Origin of the sequence: uncultured Nonlabens sp. (assembly GCF_947495285.1) — a bacterium.
GTDB lineage: Bacteria > Bacteroidota > Bacteroidia > Flavobacteriales > Flavobacteriaceae > Nonlabens.
Genome location: NZ_CANLXZ010000009.1, coordinates 14,499 through 32,860 on the forward strand (window position 1 = coordinate 14,499; position 18,362 = coordinate 32,860).

The window sequence follows — 18,362 nt, forward strand, 5'->3', positions numbered from 1 at the left end:
TCGTTAATAACCTAATCTTTATACTATTGTTTCTGCTTTATCTAGGCCGTATTTTTACCTAAAATAATTACAATGGCAGACGATAAAGAGAAAGAAGCAAAATTAAAAGCCCTTAAATTAACCCTCGATAAGCTAGATAAGGCTTACGGTAAGGGAACGGTAATGAAAATGGGTGATAAGCAAGTTGTTGAGGTAGAATCTATTTCTACCGGATCACTTGCGTTAAACGCAGCTTTAGGTGTAGGTGGTTATCCACGTGGTAGAGTTATTGAAATTTATGGACCAGAATCTTCTGGTAAAACGACATTAACTTTACACGCCATAGCAGAGTGTCAAAAGGCAGGCGGTATCGCAGCATTTATTGATGCAGAACACGCCTTTGACCGTTTCTACGCTGAGAAACTGGGTGTTGATCTTGATAATTTAATTATTTCACAACCAGATAATGGAGAACAAGCTCTAGAAATTGCAGATAACCTAATACGCTCGGGAGCAATAGACATAATAGTAGTGGACTCTGTAGCAGCACTTACTCCTAAGAGTGAGATAGAAGGTGAAATGGGAGATAGTAAAATGGGTCTTCACGCTCGCTTAATGTCTCAAGCACTTAGAAAACTAACAGGTTCTATTTCTAAAACAAATTGTACCGTTATTTTCATTAATCAGTTACGTGAGAAAATAGGTGTGATGTTCGGTAATCCAGAGACTACTACTGGTGGTAATGCATTAAAGTTCTACGCCTCTGTAAGATTAGACATAAGAAGATCTACACAAATTAAAGACAGTAGTGGTGCCGTGCAAGGTAACAAGACTCGTGTAAAAGTGGTTAAGAATAAAGTAGCGCCACCATTTAGAATGGCCGAATTTGATATCATGTACGGTGAAGGTGTTTCTAAACTAGGAGAAATCATTGACTTAGGTGTTAATTATGAAATCATCAATAAAGCTGGTTCATGGTTCTCTTATGAAGATACTAAACTAGGACAAGGTCGCGACTCTGTTAAGACTATTCTTAAAGATAATCCAGATCTAGTAGAAGAGTTAGAAGTTAAAATAATGGAATCTATAAAAGCTATAAGTAACTAGTCTTTTAGTTTTTATAAAAAATTAAACCGCTCTCTGTAATAGGGAGCGGTTTTTTTAAATCTACACGCAACCTTTTTTATAATTGAGCATCTATAATGTATAATACTGAAAATGAAGATGAGATTAAAATTTATTATAATTCTTGCTCTAGCATTAAGTACTCTTAAAAGTTGTAGCATAGATGATGGTGATAACGCTGCAATTATTAATTATGAAGCTTTAGCTGTAGAAAGTGTCGACCTGCCACAAGCGTTTACCTTCGGTGATGTGCATGTAATTCCTGTTACTTTTGATTTTACTAACAGCTGTCAGAACTTTGCAGGTTTTGAAGTAGATTCTAACTTAAATGAAAGGGTTATTACCGTGGTGGCATCAGTTAGTAACGGTAATTGTATTGATGAGGTAGTGAGAAGTGATCAAAATTTAAGATTTCTCGCAGCAAGTAATGGAACTTATGTATTTAAATTCTTTACAGGATTTGATGTAAATAATCTACCTACTTATTTAGAATATACGATACCTGTAGAAGAATGATTGGGTTTTAAGTTGTGGACTATAAAAAGATAGTTTTATTGTGTAAAAATAATGATCCTAAAGCGCAAAAGGTACTCTATGAAATGTTCTCGCCTAAGCTTTATGGATCCTGCTTAAGATATGCTCCTAATGAGCAAGAAGCACAAGACATTTTGCAAGATTCTTTTATCACTATATTTAAAAAAATTGATCAGTTTAAATTTAAAGGTTCTTTTGAAGGCTGGTGTAAAAGAATAACAGTAAATACAGCCTTACAAAGGTATAGAGGTACAAAAGTATTTGACTTAGTTCATCAGGATCAAATAGAAGATGTAGAAGCCGTTGAGATAGAAGGATCTGATGACGTGCCGCTTAAAGACTTACTTTTTATGGTACAACAGTTACCAGAAAGGTATAGACTGGTCTTCACCATGTATGTAATGGATGGATACAGTCATAAAGAAATAGCAGAAATGATGGAGATTACCTTGGGTACTTCAAAATCTAACCTTGCTCGAGCAAGGCAAAACCTGCAAGTAATGGTTAAAGCATGGCGAGAATCGCATAAATCTAACGCCAGTTATTATGGGTGATAAGAAAGATATAGATAGACTTTTTCAAGAAGGTTTTATAGACTTTGAGGTGAAGCCACCTGCTATGGTTTGGGATAATATAGGCCAAGAAATAGGACGTAATAAAAAGCATAAAACCATTTCATTATGGTTGATTCTAACCGGTGTAGCTGCTGGAGTAGCACTCTTGTTATCCGTTTATATAAGTGTAGACAGCAACACAACTGTAGATGATAAGCTACCTATAGTTAATGTGCCTACATCAATTGATAATCATAGAAAAACTCAAAAAAAGACCGCTGTCAAAGATGTCGATAATAATCTAGACACAACACTTGATAGCAAAGAATCAATTAGTGATGTGCAATTAGTAACTAAGAATCTTGATTCTGAACAAAACGGCTTAAATAATTTAAATAAACATCCTTATAGTGATACGAGAATAAAGACTCAAATAAAATCTCCTAAAAAAGCGAGTAATTTATTAACTGCTGGTAATTCTTCTACTAATAGTGATTTAAATAAAATCACGGTAATAAATGCACCTTCTAGTCCCTCTAAAACTATAGCTAACAATACATATAATAGAACTCCTATTGCGCAAAGTGATAACTCATCTGTTTTAGCAACACAAAGTGATAATTCTCATGTAGTAAATGAAACTTCTAAAGATATAAATTCTGTTACAGAAAATAATTCTACAGCTAGTAATAAAGTAGGTATTATTAATAGCTCAAAAAATAAAGCCGGTGATATTCTAACTAAACAGGCTTTAAAGAACACCGTTACAGTAGTAGACTCCATTAAGAAAAAACTATCTACTCTAGAAGAAATAGCAGCACAAGAAGAAAAAGAAGACAGTCTAAATGTAGCTGTGTTTAAAGGAAAATGGGCAGCAAGTACACAAGTAGGGCCTGTGTATTCCAGCAGTTTAAGTGGTAGTGCCATAAACAGTGAAGTAGTCGATAATAATCGAGACGCAGGGCTTAACTTAAGTTATGGTATAGGATTGAGCTATGAGATTTCTCCTCGATGGAGTGTGAGAAGCGGCCTTAATCATGTAAATATGACTTTTACCACACAAGATGTTAATTATCAGGTAAATGTAGATATAGCTAGTCGCGGTAGATTTTTATCTCAGGCTTATTCTTCTAGTGCTATAACCAATGCAGTTGGGAATAATTTAAGCCCTATTTCTAATGATGTCTTAGATACTGGTTTTGGAGCGCAAGAGTTAGTAGGTAGCCAGTTACAAGGCTTTAAAGGAGAGCTTTCTCAACGATTAGGTTACATAGAAGTACCGCTAGAACTTAGATACAGTTTAGTAAACAATAAGTTTAAGGTAAACGTATTAGGTGGAATGAGCGCTTTATTTCTAACAGATAATATGGTGACTGTTCAAAATGATAATCAGCGATTAGAACTAGGTGAGGATGGTAATTTTAATGAATTCAACCAGAGCGCAAACTTTGGATTAGGAATAAGTTATGACTTTACATCTAAATTAGGTGTGTTTATAGAACCTACATTTAAATATCAATTAAGTACCTTAAGAAATAACGTTGCAGACTTTAAGCCTTATACCATTGGGGTACAAAGTGGTGTGGCATTAAATTTTTAAATCGCTAGTAGTCATTGTGAGCTAGTTAAGATTTCAGTGAAAAAGAAAAAGAAGAATATTGAGGTTAGTTATTGAAACTCAATTTTTGCAATGATGATGAAAAACCGTTTCACTGCCATGGAGCGGTTTTTCTATTTTAAGCCTTTTCCAGAGAATGAAGAATGATGTTTCTTACGCTTTCGCGAAAGCGTGCCTTATCCTCCATCACCTTCATACCTACCGTCTCTATTGGGGCATGAGTTTCTGCTCTCATAATCCCAGGACTACCACCCCAAAAATAGAAAGGAAATCGTTTTTTATTATCGTATAAAGTAATTGGTAATAAAGGTATTTGATGCTCTATAGCTAGTCTAAAAGCGCCATCCTTAAAAGGATCTAAAACCACATTTAAATCCTCAGAAACGCCGCCTTCAGGAAAAATACAAATCCCAACACCATCCTGCATACGCTGGCTAGCACGATTAAAAACCTCTTTTCTACTTCTAGGATTTTTTCTATCTACTAGAATGCAAGTACGCTTATAGAAAAAACCAAAAACAGGAATCTTAGAAAGCTCTTTTTTACCTACAAAAACAAAAGGGTTTTTAGAGATCAACAACATCATCATAATGTCTGTCATACTCGTATGGTTAGCAACCAGCATATAACTTTGATTCTTTTTCATGGGTTGTGCACGCTTAATAACTGGCCAAAAACCCATGCCATAGATAATTATTGCCGACCATAATCGAGCTACCTTAAAGAATAAATGATACGTTTTTTCTGAAATAGTAAGCAGTACCAGTAAGGGAAACATAATAATAATGGGTACACCCATTAAAATATAAAACCATACTCGGTACAAAGGCATCAATATGTAGCGCATCCATTTCAAGATATCAAAAATAGAAGAATTTATGATTTTATGATCATGTATATCTATCGATCTACTTAAAATAATTGATCTCTCGATATTTTATAAAGCTTTAACGCGTTTTACATTGTGTTGATCACTTTTTACTAATTATCTTTGATCTTCAATTAAAAACAATGGCAAGAATACTTACTGGCGTTCAATCTACTGGGACACCGCACTTAGGAAACCTTCTAGGAGCAATTTTACCAGCGATCGAAATGTCTACAAATGAAGAAAACGATTCTTTTCTTTTTATCGCAGACATGCATTCCTTGACACAGATTAAGGACGGAGATTTATTAAGAGAAAACACCTATTCTACAGCAGCAGCATGGCTGGCATGTGGTCTAGATATCAATAAGACCGTTTTTTATAGACAAAGTGATATACCGCAAGTAACAGAATTAAACTGGTACCTTGCTTGTTTCTACCCATTTCAAAGGCTAACTCTAGCGCATAGTTTTAAAGATAAAGCAGACCGTCTAGAAGATGTAAACGCTGGTCTTTTTACCTATCCTATGTTAATGGCTGCAGATATTTTATTATATGATGCAGAGATCGTTCCTGTAGGAAAAGATCAATTACAACATCTTGAGATTACTAGAGACGTTGCTGGTAGATTTAATAATAAGATGGGAGAAACTTTTATTGAACCTCAAGCAAAGATTCAAAAGGATGGAATGCTTATTCCAGGAACTGATGGAGAAAAGATGAGTAAGTCTAGAGGCAATTATATCGATATTTTCCAGACCGATAAGAAATTGCGCAAACAGTGTATGTCTATAGAGACAGATAGTACACCGTTAGAAGAGCCTAAAAATCCAGATACTTGTAATGTTTTTGCATTATATAAGTTAATTGCACCAGAGCAAAAAATACAAGAATTGCGCAATAATTATGAGGCTGGTAATTACGGTTATGGACATGCTAAGCAAGCGCTTTTTGAAGCACTTTGTGACCGATTCAAAGATGCAAGAGAACGTTATAACTATCTTATGGATAACAGACATGAAATAGACGAGGCACTAGAAGAAGGTGCTTTTAAAGCACGTCATATCGCAAATGATGTATTAAAACGTGTACGTAGTAAAGTAGGGTATTAATACTTGAATACTTATTTATAACAAAGCCTGTTCTAATATTTAGAACAGGCTTTGTTAATTTATTATTTTCACAAGAGTGAACAAATCAAAAATCTCTAATCGTTAATCAGATATCTTTAATCTTTAAGCAAAAAGCCCAGTTAACTCGGCATCAATTTTATTAATAATACCACCTAGGTCTTCAGGATTGTTTACAAAATCGATATCATCTACATCGATTATTAATAGGTTACCTTTATCATAACCATGAACCCACGCCTCATAGCGCTCATTTAAGCGGCTTAGGTAATCTATGGAGATCGTGTTTTCATAATCGCGACCACGTTTATGAATTTGATTCACTAAATTAGGTATAGAACTGCGCAAATAAATCAATAAATCTGGAGCAGCGACTACCTTTTCCATAAGGTCAAATAGGGAACTGTAATTATCAAAATCACGTTGAGATAACAATCCCATCGCATGTAGGTTAGGCGCAAATATGCTGGCATCTTCATAAATAGTACGATCCTGTATAATTTTATTTCCACTCTCGCGTATATCCAGCACCTGACGGAAACGGCTGTTTAAGAAATAGACCTGTAAATTAAAGGACCAGCGTTCCATATCTTGATAAAAATCTTCTAGATATGGGTTCTCTAGAACGTCCTCAAATTGAGGTGTCCATTTATAATGTTTTGCAAGTAAGTTAGTTAGGGTAGTTTTACCAGCACCTATATTTCCGGCAACGGCTATATGCATTTTTATTTCTTAATAGGATTGATCTTATAAACGTCCACACGTTTATCGTGCCAAAGATAAAGTTTTCCGCCCTTTAGATAAAGGGTTTTAATGTCCTTTTCTAAGATGGTGATGGTTGCGATCTCGCTTTCGCGAAAGCGGAACGTTTTATCTAACTTATACACTTTAATTACGCCTTCTTTTAATAGAACTAGATGTTCAAAATCATAATCTATAAGTGTGGCGCTTTCTATAGGTAAGGAAGAGGTTTTACTACCATAAGAGTTGTATGTTTCTATAGAACGATCACTCACCACGTGACAAAAATTATAATCACTCAATAATTGAGATGTAGTTTCTTTTAAAACAGCGGTGCTTATTAGAGTCTTGTTATTAATGTAATCGTATAACTCTAGACGGTTCTGGTCCAGATCGTGCAGCCATAAACGTCGCTCGCCGGCTAGTCTAGCGTGTTCTATAAACCTGCTAGGTGTTAGTTGATTTAAAAGAATACGCTGCTTTTCATTAAGCCTATTATCTAGTAAAACTATGGTCTGAGTGTCTTTGTAGAATAATAAAATGCTTAATGGGTTGATGAGATCTACCTCAGTTAAATCGCCTAATTGTAGGTCATAGAATTGTGTGATCTCTTTACCATTTTTCTTGAAAAAGGCATCTTTTTTACCATAATAAACAGCGCCAAAATCATCCAGACCATAGAAAGAGTCTGCCGTGAGATTAAAACCTTGATCTGTTTTTTGAGCCCAGGAAAGTGAGTTGATAAAAAGTAAAAATAAGGTCCATTTCATAACCGCAAATTACAACTATGTAACGGATTTTAGAGAATGAGATTATCAATCTTCTTTATTAATCAATTTAATGATCCTAGGTTGAATAATCCAAATTCCAATTGGGAAAAACCAAAAACCAAGCATATACCAGTGGACGTTTCCTCTTTCATTTCTTAAAACTGAGATACACTTTGAGAGAAAGTATATGGTGTGAAACATAAAGAACATAGTAAGAAAATGTATTGGTATAATTATCCACAAAATCCAACTATTATCATTAATAAATTCAGCTAGAATCTTTTGTCCTATTATAACTAACGATAAAGCTATTAATATGATCACAATTACAAATCCTATCTGAAATTTAAAACGTTTCAATCTTAACATACTATTGTCTCTTAATTTCCCATGAAGCTCAGTTCCTACACCTAGAGTCCAATAAGTGAAGAAAGATGTCAATAGAAATAGAAAAATAGGTACATATATAGGAAACGCATTGCCTACAATACTATAGAGAACAAATATTGAAAACCAAATCCACGGTTTGATGGTAAGAAGACTTTTTAAATAGGTCATTTTTGGCTGAATTTAGATCGCCGCAAAAGCAATTAGTATTCTGATAACTACTATGGCGCCATTAATTTATATCCATAACCACGCACGTTAACTATTTCTAACTGGTCGTCTTGCGCTAGTTTTTTTCTCAACTTAGTAATAAATACATCCATACTACGGCCAGAGAAAAAGTCGTCATTACCCCATAATTTTTTAAGAATAAAAGTACGGTCTAGTACTTTGTTTTTCTTTAAAACTAGATGATACAGTAAGTGTGATTCTCTGTGGGTTAATTTAGTAACCTCTTCTTTATAAATGAGTTGTTGTTTTGGAAAATTAAAAGAATAGTCGCCTAGTTCATAAATAGCAGCTGTTTTTTGAACCGTCTGTCTACTCAATAAATTTTCTATGCGCACGATAAGCTCTTCCATAGAAAAGGGTTTCTTAAGGTAGTCATTACCACCTACATGAAAACCTTCTAGAACGTCTTCTGTTTGAGATTTTGCGGTAAGAAAAATAATAGGTATTTCTTCATTCTCTACGCGTATTTTCTTAGCAAGTTCAAAACCGTCTAGTTGCGGCATCATTACATCTAGCACCAGTATGTCTGGTTGTTTTTCATGAAAAGCATCTAGTGCCAGTGCACCGTTTTCTTTATGTCGTACACTAAAACCTCTAGTTTCTAGACTCTCTTTTACGATCATTCCTAGTGCAGGTTCATCTTCGGCGAGGATAATGTCTATGGTAGTATTTTTATTCATGAGGCATCGTGATTTTAAAAGTGGTTTGTGGTTGTGCAGCAGCAGTAATCGTACCGTTGTGTTTTTCTATAATAGATTTAGTATAAAATAAACCGATACCGAATCCTTTAACATCGTGTCGGTTTCCTTTTCCTACACGATAAAACTTGTCAAAAATTAGTTTTACGTCTTTATTACTTAAATTCTGTCCATTATCGCTAACAGTTATAACCGTGTAATTATTATTGTTTTTTAATTCTACCGTTATCTGGTCACCACCGTATTTTATTGCGTTATCTACCAGGTTATTAATGGCGTTTTCTAGGTGAAAAGCATCGGCAGTAATGGTAATGTTTTTATCTATCTCTTTAAAAGTGATTTTTTTAGAAGTTTGATTTTGATGCTTTTTAATAATTATATCTATTAGTTCATTTATTTCAAAAGCACTTTTCTGTAGCATAAGATCTTTACTGTCTAGTGTGGCAGTTTCTAGTATGCGCTCTACCATACCATTTAATTTTACTAACTGGTCGCGCCCCATACTTAAATACCGATCGGTTTTATCGAGATCTCCACTATTATTAAAACTCTGTACTCCTTCTAGTGCAGCGCTAGCAGTAGCGATAGGTGTTTTAAACTCGTGTGTAATGTTAGAGATGAGATCGTTTTTCATCTCGCCTAGCGCTTTTTGCTTTTTAATTATCTGTAATAGATAAAAAAGACATAAAACAACTGCTGCGATAAGAAGTGCGCTTAATAAAATACCTGTTATATTTAATTTAAAGATGGTCTTAGATAGACTAGAATAGGTAAGAGTTAGCGCTTGATTTCTAGGTAGTAATTCAGAAGACGCACGTAGAGCATTATTTTTTTGTAATGGAAATAATGAGTCAACCTGTCGTTTTTTAATCAACATAAGATCAAAGTTGACATGAATCTTTTTCCTGTCTAAATTAGAATTTACTAAACTATCTAGTCTTTCTAAGTTCATGCTCTCTTCCTTGATACTTAAAATCATTTTTGAATTGAGCTCTGCTACTGCTTTTTGTAAGTTTTGAGTATCGGCAAAAAAGGTCTGTATTTCTAGTGCAAAGTTATTATCTGGTTGTGCGTTTATCTCATAATTAGGTAGATTCCATAGATCTTTAACAGGTTCTATTTCATTAAGAGTAGACATGTTTGCTCCATTATATAGGAATATTTCTGAAATATCATCAAGAGGTATATCGTCAAATTTAAAACCGTTGTAACCCAGACTGCGGCTAAGAGTATCGGTATCAAAACGCTCAAACATGTCTTTAATATAAGGATGTTTATTAGTAGTTTTTTTTACCATAATACCTATATTATTATCCTTGGCAAGTAAGGCATAATAAGTATCTACACTTTCATCCAGGCTATTTTGAAGCTCGACGACCAGCTGGTCTTCAGAGTCCTTTAAGTTTATGTAATTAAGATAGACTTGTATAGCTAGAGTAGCTAGTACTACCAGGCTTATTAAAACTAGAAGAAAGTGATATTTTCTATCATTCATATTTTCAAAGGTGCGCTATTCCTCTTATACATAGAAGTCGGTTAACATATATTAACGCAGCTTAACCCTTTCTACTATAAAACGCTAGGCATTTGAAAACATTTTAATATGCGGTTATGTTTTTGCTATTTAAAATGCACCATTATCAAATTATTAAAAGAAAGGTTAGTTTATTGTTTACATTAGAGTTAAACTGTTCTTAAGTAGTGGTTAATTATGTTGATTCCCAATACTTTTGATATTATGAAAAGAATTTTATTGCTATTAGTGATTATTGCGAGTAGTGTTGCCACTGCACAAGAATTTACAGATACTCGTATCAAAGAAATGATCAATGAGTACCGACAGCTCGATCGTGGACCGTACAAGAGTATCAACTGGTTTTGCCCAGACGGTACCATTAGAGACGCAAAAGATCCTTGTCCAGATGTTATAGGTGAAGGAATACAACATGCTAGTTATAAGAAAGATGTTGAAGAACTGGCTAGAAAACGTCATATCTTTTTGGGTGAAATTCTTGCTTCTAATGAAGTATGGGATTTTTGGGATGGAAATAATAATCACAGTCGTGTAAAACAATATCAATTAGGTAAATATCTAGAGTCTGTTGATAATGGCTGGATACAAGAACGTTCTAAATTTTATCGCGGTGCAAAACAAATTGAGGACGAAGAAGAATGGGGACGTAAATTCTATTACACCATACTATCAGATAACGATCTCGTAGAGCGCGATTTCTTTTTAATAAGAGAGAGTTTGCGCGATATACCACATGATGGAGATACTAACCTGGCTCAAGATATTAGAAGTCTAAGTAAAGTACTTGCAGAGCGTCACTCAAAGTTTATGGACATCAGGATTAAAATTCACGGTAATCCACAAGCTGCTGATATTGAATCTGTAAAAAAATGGCTAGATAAAAATGAAACCGATATAAGTGAGCAATCTAAAAAAGACTTCAATAAACTTATGAGCGATATGCAAGAGTTTTTTGAACCAGTGTCTGTAAGAGATTTAAATAAAATGGTGGCAGACTGGAATGAAGATGCTTACATAAGAACACAAACAGAGTGGTTCTCAAAATTTTATGCTACTGAAACAGACCCTGCCATATTAGTACCTGCAGCTGCAAATTTAATGTGCGACATTAAAACCAATATTAAGGATGATAAAAGAGGTACACGACGTACTAATGCACTAGAATTAAGTTTAAGATTAGAAGAATTAATTTTCCAACAGGCAGGTAACTGGCAGCCGGTAGATCTTCAAGAACATTTGGATAAAATATATTCCCTTAGTGAGGCACTAGCAAGTGCTGGTTATGTAGAAATGTGGGAATGGTACGCAATAGAAAGCGAATTATTTCTAGCCAATGGTGAGACTATAAAAGCACATGAATTACTCGATTTTATCAATACTGGCCGTAGTCAGGTAGAATGGGGAACAGGTATGGTAAACGCTATTTATGGCGACGTGGTAGAACAATATTCTCAGTTTGAGCCTAAGGCATATGGTTTCTATGACGACCGTATAAGAAGTTCTTTGCTTTTACCTCTAGGTGATGCGATAGGTAATTTAGGTGGTCTAGTCTCTAGACAGATAGGTCTTACTAGTCAGATAGCAAGTGTAAATAATGTGAGTACCATAAGAGGTCTTAACCCTGGATATACAAAAGGAGAACTGGTAGTAGTAAGCGGTAATGCCGAAGGTATGCAGGTAGACCCTAATAAAATTTACATTTTTGATCATCCGCCTAGCGATTTAAAACCTGTCGCTGGTATAGCAACAGTGTCAGAAGGAAATCTAGTTTCTCACGTGCAATTATTGGCGCGTAATTTAGGTATCCCTAACGCTGCTATTTCTATAGATAACTTAAATGATTTAAAAGAACTTGATGGAGAAGAGATTTTCTATGCTGTGAGTAATCGTGGTACGGTGATTATTAAATCGGCTAGCGACATGAATGATAAAGAAAATGCTCTTTTCAATACCGCTAGCAAGAAAGAGAAGAAAACCATCAGAATTCCAGAAGGTAAACTTAAACTAGATGGCGTCTTACCTTTAGACATGGCTGCTGTAGGCAGTTCGGACAGTGGTATTCTTTGTGGTCCTAAGGCGGCAAATTTGGGTCAATTAAAACAGCTTTTCCCTGATAGAGTAGTGAATGGGATTGTGATTCCGTTTGGGGTTTTTAAAGATCATATGAATCAAAATATGCCAGAAACTAATGGTAGTTACTGGGACTTTTTGATGTCCGCTTTCGCGAAAGCGAAACAGTTAAAAGCAGATGGAAAATCAGAACAAGAAATTATAGATTACCAGCTAGGTGAATTAGCTATTCTTAGAGACGCTATTTCTAAGATGGAATTTAAACCAAGTTTTATCAATGCTTTAGAGGCTGATTTTAAATCTATTCTAGGAGATAAATTAGGTAATGTGCCTGTATTCTTGCGTAGTGATACCAATATGGAAGACCTTGAAGAGTTTACTGGAGCCGGTTTAAACCTTACTGTTTTTAATGCTGTGGCAAGAGAAAAAGTAATCAATGGAATACGCGAGGTATGGGCCAGTCCTTATACAGAGCGTAGTTTTAAATGGAGACAAGTATATCTAGAAAATCCAGAGAACGTATATCCATCGATATTAATTATTCCCACGGTAGATGTAGATTATAGTGGTGTGTTAATTACTAAAGATTTTATTAATGATAATGAGAATTCTATTACGGTTGCTATGAGTCGTGGTGCTGGTGGTGCTGTAGATGGACAGAACGCCGAAACGTATTTAATAGATCAAGAAGGAAAAGGTTTATTGATCTCTCCGGCTAGAGAAAACAAGCAACGCAAATTACCTATAACTGGTGGGTCTGTGATGGAGCATGTAGATTTTGACACAAGTATATTAACGTCGCAAAATTTAAAAACCATTAGAGAGTTTGCTAAAACGGTGCACGAGATCATGCCAGGTTCTAAAGACGGTAGTTATACTGGCGCATGGGATATTGAGTTAGGTTTTAAGGATGGTAAAATGTACTTATTCCAGATAAGACCATTTGTAGAAAATACACAAGCTGTAAATTCTGAATACCTAAATTCTATCGATGCAGATGTTGATGTAAACACTGCCTTATTATTACATAAACCTATCGCAATTTGAAAAATATAACAAAAATAATAGCAGTCTTATTTACAGGGGTTTTCTTGCTAGCTTTCTATCCTATTGATGGATTTAGTAAGACTGGGATAAAGCGACTTAAAAGACTTGAAAAGACTCTAGATAGTACTCTTAATGAATACTATCTTAGAAAAGGATCTTTCAAAAAGTATGATGAGATCAATCTATGGATGTGTGAAAAAACAGATTCCATAGATAAGATTATGTCTGTAGATACCGAATTCCAGAAAGAGATGTTGCGACTTTTCCCTAGTCGTTCTGGATACGGTATAACAGTGTTGGATATTACAGATGTCAATAATACGCGCTATGCAGAGATGAATGAAAATACTGGTTTCCAGCCAGGCAGTGTAGGTAAAATAGCGGTAGCAACTGCATTTTTTACAGAGTTAAAAAACCTGTGTCCAGAGGATTTTAATGTGCGTACTAATTTAATGCGTAATAAGGTGGTAAAATCTGGTAATTGGGGTCTTTATGATCATCATACGATTCCTATTTATAATATAGAAAAGGACAGTTATGTAAAACGTACTGTTATCGCTAGTGACGAGTTTACCCTTTATGAATGGGTGGATCACATGCTAAGCGTTAGTAATAACGGCGCAGCGAGTATAGTATGGAGAGAAGCGATGTTAATGCGTGTTTTTGGCGATGAGTACTTTAATTTAACTCAAGAACAAGCAGACGCTTATTTTGATCAGGTAGATAAGAGTGAAATTACTGACATAGCAATAAGTGTGGTAAATGATCCTTTAAGAAATCTAGGTATTACCAATGATGAGTGGAGATTAGGCAGTTTGTTTACAAATGGTCCAGATCGTTATGTAGGTAGTAAAGGCGGTTCTATAGGAACACCCAAAGGTTTAATGAAGTACTTTATTAAACTAGAACAAGGTCTTGTAGTAGATGAGGAGTCTAGTCTTGAGATCAAACGTTTACTCTACATGACTGATCGCAGAATACGGTATGGAGCAAGCCCACAATTAAATGATGCTGCAGTGTATTTTAAATCTGGTAGTTTTTATAGTAATAATAAATCTCTAGGGACTCCATATGGAGAATATAAAGGAAATGTGTACAATTATATGAACAGTGTTTGTATAGTAGAGCACCCTAGTGGTGTCAATTATATAGTATGTCTAGAAAGTAACGTGTTGAGTAAAAATAGTGCTGGTGCACATCTTTATCTAGCAAGTGCTATTGATAAAGCTATTAGAAAAAAATATGAGGTAGAAGAGAAGTGATATTTCTATGGTTTCTAAAAAAAGCTGACTTCTTTAAAATGTCAGCTTTTTTTTATTTTAATTATCTAGGCACTGCGTTGTTTACCATTCTTAAATTTTAATGCTTCTAAGGCAGCCTCTGTTATTTTATTAGATGCTAAATCTGAGGCGTCTATTAGTAACTTGTAGGAATAGTCATCTTCTATTATCTTTAATAAGGCGATGGCTTTGATTTGTAAGGACTCATCTTCAAGATACATAATCGTTTTAAGGCAATCTTCTTGATTGAGTAAAGAGACATGTTTATGGTAGTCACTCATTTCTTGATTAGGAGAAGACGTGCCGCTTTCTAGTATCGGTAATAGAAGCGTTTTAAGGTTTCTACTTAGTAAACCCTCTAAGTATTCCATAGCGTGTAGTTGAGACTCTTTAGTTTCACTTTTTAAGCCTCTGTATGCTACAAATACATCTTCTGGATTGTAGTATAAGGCGAGTAAGTTGAAAACTCTTTTTAGGTTTAGTTCTAGAGATGTTTTTAATTGTTGAATTAAATGAGACCTTTCTGTTTTTTCAGGTAAGGAGATTACTTTGAGCGGTTGCAATTTTGATCGTTCTATAATACGGATGGAAAAATAACAACCTAATAATTGTCTATACAATTTAGATTCATTTGCTATAATTAATCTTAAAGTACGCTGATTAATAGAATAATCAATTCCCTCTTTGCGCCATGTATAAAGTAAGTCGGCTACTTTAGTTCTCAATTTAAAATCACCACGTTGACTCATTTTAAACAGAGCACGATAAGCCTTTTCAGTATGGATGTTACTAATAATAGTCGGTATCTGTGATTTTTGTTGGCTGTTAAGGTTTGCGTTTAGATACTTTTTATACAGAGTGGGTATAATAGCGTTACCAAAACTAGAGATGGCTTTAATGCTACTCTCACGATAAGCGATGTTCTCCAATTCGCTATAAAGTACAGGCAAGAATTTTTCTCTTGCTGTTTCTCCAGCTGCTAATATTGCAGCATTTTTTAGAATAGGATTAGGGTGTTTTAAATACGTTTCAATAATGTCATGATACTTTGTTCTTTTTACATAACCTAGAGTTTCTATTAGTCTAGCGATTTCAGATATTTTCAGGTCGCTATCTTCACTTTCTAGCTCGTCGATAAACATCTTTATCCTCAGGTGGAGATTGTATTTTGCAGCTAGAGTAGGGTTGTCTTCAGACTCTCTTGCTAGCGCTAGTAAAGCGGCAGTTGCTATAAATTCATTTTCATAATCTAAGTACTGTTCAAAGAACTGATAAGAGATTTTGTCTTGTGACATTAGATAACGCATAGTAGCCATGATAAGAGTGTCATCTTTTATATAAATAAAATCTTGAACCTTAGTTTGTGGTTCTTTTGTAATATATCTAAGACTATCAACAACAGCAGCTTTTACTTTATGACTTTCATGGTTTAGTAATTTGAGAACATCGTTTTTAAGAGATGGATGCGTTATTTCTGGTAAACGCTTAATAATTTCTAGAATATCTTTTTCTGATCCTGATTCAAAAATCACACGCATATTCTGACGTATGCGACCTATTGATTTTTTAGTGCTGCCCATGTTTTCTCGCATCATGATGCTTTCTTTAAAAGTACCTAGATAGGCATCTCTTACTTTAAAGACTACTATTATCCATACAAGAACTATAAGGATAGTAATTAAAGTGATGTATGTGGCAGATAACTCTAAACCTTTGATTACAAATATCAATAAAAATCCAGCTATACCTGTGGCCAGGCTATCCACAACTACATCTATAAAAGTTTTAGTTTTATTCTTAATGCTAGACGGTATAGGTAACGCTAGTAATTCTACGGCACTCTTATGTAATGATTGCTTTAAACTACCATCGAGGCCTTTAATGATAATAACTATCCATAGCTCTGGAAAAACGAGTAGAGCAAGACAAAGCAAAACTATCCCTATAGGTAAGGCAATAAGACTTACACTGATGTCTGTATTTTCTAAAATTTTATTAGTTACAAAAAGCTGAATTAATAAAGAAACAATATTAAATGTACTGAACCAGAAACCAAAGAAAGAAGCTAGTTCCTGTGGGTCAGGAATTTTTGCAGCCGCGATGTAACTGAATTGGTAATCGACTAGTTTTGCAACTAGAACGCCTAGTCCTATAACAGCAGCAAGGTAAGTGAGGTGTTTTGATTTATAAATAAGCTTTATAGAAGACTCTGTAGATACAGTAGCGCGTTCTTTCCTTTTAAATTTACTCAAGGTTTGAACGCGAGTTTTCCAGATGCGATTAAAAACGATTTTGCATGCCGCTATTAGTACTCCAGACAGTATCATCAAAACACCATTACCTAAATATCCAGCAAGGATAGAAGTAAGATAACCACCTATAATACCACCTGCAATACCACCGGCTCCTATAAATCCAAAAAGTCTTTTTGCTTCTCTAACATTAAATACCACATTTGCCAAAACCCAAAATTGAGAAGTCGCTAAAAGAGCAAACATACCTACCATGGTGTAGAAAAGATAAGAGAAAAACGGTGTTACCCATCCCAAAGCCACGATACATCCCATAGCAATAAATCCTACAGAAAATAAGATAAGTGTTGATCTTATAATGTAGCGCAGGGCAAATTTTTCTAAGTATTTATTGTAAATAAAAGATACCACTACCGCTGTTATAGCGATTATGATAAAGGCAACTGATAAGTTCTCTGCACCTAACTGAGATAAAAAAAGCGCACTCACTGTAGGTTTAACTATCAGTAGTGCGCATATAATTAGGAATATATACAGCTGCATCATTAAGGAAATGGATTCTTCTCCATCCCTAATGTCAAAAAATTTATGTACCTGCTGTAATAATGACTTCATTCTTTTGTAAATCTGGGGCTAAGGTACCGCTTTGATCTAGTGCAATCTCTGCAGGTTTTACTAAACTTCTTATAATTTGTTCTCCATTTGTATCCTTTACCATCGCTACTAGAATGTATTTTTTACCTCTAGCTTCGTCTATAACCATTATAGAATCGCAATGCCATTTTTTCCAAGAGCCACTTTTTCTATAAAGAGTAGCACCTGGAGCGATTACATCTAGCGTATTTACAAATTTATGGTGCAAACCTGGATTTTTGAGATATGTAAGCATTTGTGCGCTGCGGCTTTTATTGATTAGTTGTCCTGTAGCAAGTTGGTAATAAAATTTTGCAACCGCGTCAGTAGTTGCTGCGTGGCTTAGACCTCTTATAGGCTCTGGATTACGTTTTCCTTGTGCGGCATATCTTTTTCCTACCCATAAACCACCGTTTCCTTCTTTATCATAAAAAGGATTCTCAGGATTACACATAAGATCTTCTATTCTTTGAAAACCTACACGATCTATCATTCTCGTAGATGCAGCATTATTGGATTTACTAATCATTAACCACATATCCTTTTGAACTTTTTTAGTAAGTCTAAGGTCACCTTCTTCTATAGCATCCATTGCAGCATATAAAACAGCAATTTTAGGCATACTTGCAGCATACATCATATGATCACCGTTAATATTTGCATACTTAATATTATCCTTATTGGATATATCAACTAGACTTATAGACATCCTTCTTTGCTGGATAAGATCTCTCCAGTGAGTGTTTGCGTTAATTTGATCTTGTAGTGCTAGCTGTAAACCAGCATCTTGATAATTGATCACCTCTAGTTGTGGGTTTTGGTGAGTTATTAAAGGAGAATTATCACCTGCCAGAGCTAAGTTAATCACCAGTAAACTGAAGAGAAACATTATTTTTTTTAACATAAATATT

Annotated in this window: 14 protein-coding genes; 7 read left to right on the forward strand and 7 right to left on the reverse strand. The window is 34.8% G+C overall.

The genetic code is table 11. The annotated features are described in order from the left end of the window. Positions 1-72 precede the first annotated feature (72 nt). From recA to Q0838_RS05160, 4 genes are all read left to right on the forward strand, one after another. The gene (gene recA, locus Q0838_RS05145; protein ID WP_298952062.1) at positions 73-1,086 is read left to right on the forward strand and encodes a recombinase RecA; all 1,014 of its coding nucleotides are present in this window, start codon (positions 73-75) and stop codon (positions 1,084-1,086) included. 111 nt (positions 1,087-1,197) lie between these two features. Then, positions 1,198-1,620 carry a hypothetical protein gene (locus Q0838_RS05150; RefSeq protein ID WP_298952064.1) on the forward strand — a complete coding sequence of 141 codons (423 nt, stop codon included), beginning with the start codon at positions 1,198-1,200 and terminating at the stop codon, positions 1,618-1,620. Between the two features lie 38 nt (positions 1,621-1,658). Beyond that, positions 1,659-2,192, forward strand: a complete 534-nt coding sequence (locus Q0838_RS05155; protein ID WP_366942015.1) for a sigma-70 family RNA polymerase sigma factor — start codon at positions 1,659-1,661, stop codon at positions 2,190-2,192. Further along, positions 2,185-3,792, forward strand: coding sequence for an outer membrane beta-barrel protein (locus Q0838_RS05160; RefSeq protein ID WP_298952068.1), 1,608 nt, complete (start codon positions 2,185-2,187; stop codon positions 3,790-3,792). Before Q0838_RS05155 ends, Q0838_RS05160 begins: the two co-directional genes overlap by 8 nt. Before the next feature lie 136 nt (positions 3,793-3,928). Here the strand turns inward: Q0838_RS05160 and Q0838_RS05165 are convergent, their stop codons facing one another. Beyond that, a complete protein-coding gene (locus Q0838_RS05165; RefSeq protein ID WP_366942016.1) occupies positions 3,929-4,588 on the reverse strand; it encodes a lysophospholipid acyltransferase family protein in 660 nt (219 codons plus the stop codon). A gap of 233 nt (positions 4,589-4,821) precedes the next feature. On the opposite strand from Q0838_RS05165, the gene trpS reads away from it, so the two are divergent. Then, on the forward strand, positions 4,822-5,790 hold the full coding sequence (trpS, locus tag Q0838_RS05170; protein WP_298952070.1) for a tryptophan--tRNA ligase: 969 nt from the start codon (positions 4,822-4,824) through the stop codon (positions 5,788-5,790). A 123-nt stretch (positions 5,791-5,913) separates the two neighbouring features. Here the strand turns inward: trpS and Q0838_RS05175 are convergent, their stop codons facing one another. From Q0838_RS05175 to Q0838_RS05190, 4 genes are all read right to left on the reverse strand, one after another. Beyond that, positions 5,914-6,531 carry a deoxynucleoside kinase gene (locus Q0838_RS05175; RefSeq protein WP_298952072.1) on the reverse strand — a complete coding sequence of 206 codons (618 nt, stop codon included), beginning with the start codon at positions 6,529-6,531 and terminating at the stop codon, positions 5,914-5,916. A 2-nt stretch (positions 6,532-6,533) separates the two neighbouring features. Then, positions 6,534-7,319: a hypothetical protein gene (locus tag Q0838_RS05180; protein WP_298952074.1), complete on the reverse strand. Its 786-nt coding sequence runs from the start codon at positions 7,317-7,319 to the stop codon at positions 6,534-6,536. Positions 7,320-7,927: 608 nt separating this feature from the next. Then, positions 7,928-8,617 (reverse strand): response regulator transcription factor, encoded by a 690-nt coding sequence (locus tag Q0838_RS05185; protein ID WP_104514285.1) that lies wholly within the window; start codon positions 8,615-8,617, stop codon positions 7,928-7,930. Beyond that, the gene (locus tag Q0838_RS05190) at positions 8,610-10,130 is read right to left on the reverse strand and encodes a HAMP domain-containing sensor histidine kinase (RefSeq protein WP_298952079.1); all 1,521 of its coding nucleotides are present in this window, start codon (positions 10,128-10,130) and stop codon (positions 8,610-8,612) included. Before Q0838_RS05190 ends, Q0838_RS05185 begins: the two co-directional genes overlap by 8 nt. Positions 10,131-10,373: 243 nt before the next feature. On the opposite strand from Q0838_RS05190, the gene Q0838_RS05195 reads away from it, so the two are divergent. Both Q0838_RS05195 and Q0838_RS05200 read left to right on the forward strand, forming a co-directional pair. After that, positions 10,374-13,286 carry a PEP/pyruvate-binding domain-containing protein gene (locus Q0838_RS05195; RefSeq protein ID WP_298952081.1) on the forward strand — a complete coding sequence of 971 codons (2,913 nt, stop codon included), beginning with the start codon at positions 10,374-10,376 and terminating at the stop codon, positions 13,284-13,286. Then, positions 13,283-14,548 carry a serine hydrolase gene (locus tag Q0838_RS05200; RefSeq protein WP_298952083.1) on the forward strand — a complete coding sequence of 422 codons (1,266 nt, stop codon included), beginning with the start codon at positions 13,283-13,285 and terminating at the stop codon, positions 14,546-14,548. The genes Q0838_RS05195 and Q0838_RS05200 overlap by 4 nt, the downstream gene beginning before the upstream one ends. A 65-nt stretch (positions 14,549-14,613) precedes the next feature. Here the strand turns inward: Q0838_RS05200 and Q0838_RS05205 are convergent, their stop codons facing one another. After that, entirely contained in the window at positions 14,614-17,433 is a 2,820-nt protein-coding gene (locus Q0838_RS05205) for an Npt1/Npt2 family nucleotide transporter (RefSeq protein ID WP_298952086.1), read from the reverse strand. Beyond that, complete coding sequence (locus Q0838_RS05210; protein WP_298952088.1) at positions 17,405-18,340, reverse strand: serine hydrolase; 936 nt, start codon at positions 18,338-18,340, stop codon at positions 17,405-17,407. Before Q0838_RS05210 ends, Q0838_RS05205 begins: the two co-directional genes overlap by 29 nt. Positions 18,341-18,362 lie beyond the last annotated feature (22 nt).

Excerpts from the sequence above, each read along its gene's own strand:
- trpS (WP_298952070.1), top strand. The coding sequence starts at position 4,822 with ATGGCAAGAATACTTACTGGCGTTCAATCTACTGGGACACCGCACTTA.
- Q0838_RS05205 (WP_298952086.1), bottom strand. The coding sequence starts at position 17,433 with ATGAAGTCATTATTACAGCAGGTACATAAATTTTTTGACATTAGGGAT.
- Q0838_RS05195 (WP_298952081.1), top strand. The coding sequence starts at position 10,374 with ATGAAAAGAATTTTATTGCTATTAGTGATTATTGCGAGTAGTGTTGCC.
- Q0838_RS05180 (WP_298952074.1), bottom strand. The coding sequence starts at position 7,319 with ATGAAATGGACCTTATTTTTACTTTTTATCAACTCACTTTCCTGGGCT.
- Q0838_RS05165 (WP_366942016.1), bottom strand. The coding sequence starts at position 4,588 with ATGTTTCCCTTACTGGTACTGCTTACTATTTCAGAAAAAACGTATCAT.
- recA (WP_298952062.1), top strand. The coding sequence starts at position 73 with ATGGCAGACGATAAAGAGAAAGAAGCAAAATTAAAAGCCCTTAAATTA.
- Q0838_RS05185 (WP_104514285.1), bottom strand. The coding sequence starts at position 8,617 with ATGAATAAAAATACTACCATAGACATTATCCTCGCCGAAGATGAACCT.
- Q0838_RS05175 (WP_298952072.1), bottom strand. The coding sequence starts at position 6,531 with ATGCATATAGCCGTTGCCGGAAATATAGGTGCTGGTAAAACTACCCTA.
- Q0838_RS05150 (WP_298952064.1), top strand. The coding sequence starts at position 1,198 with ATGAAGATGAGATTAAAATTTATTATAATTCTTGCTCTAGCATTAAGT.
- Q0838_RS05210 (WP_298952088.1), bottom strand. The coding sequence starts at position 18,340 with ATGTTTCTCTTCAGTTTACTGGTGATTAACTTAGCTCTGGCAGGTGAT.
- Q0838_RS05190 (WP_298952079.1), bottom strand. The coding sequence starts at position 10,130 with ATGAATGATAGAAAATATCACTTTCTTCTAGTTTTAATAAGCCTGGTA.
- Q0838_RS05160 (WP_298952068.1), top strand. The coding sequence starts at position 2,185 with ATGGGTGATAAGAAAGATATAGATAGACTTTTTCAAGAAGGTTTTATA.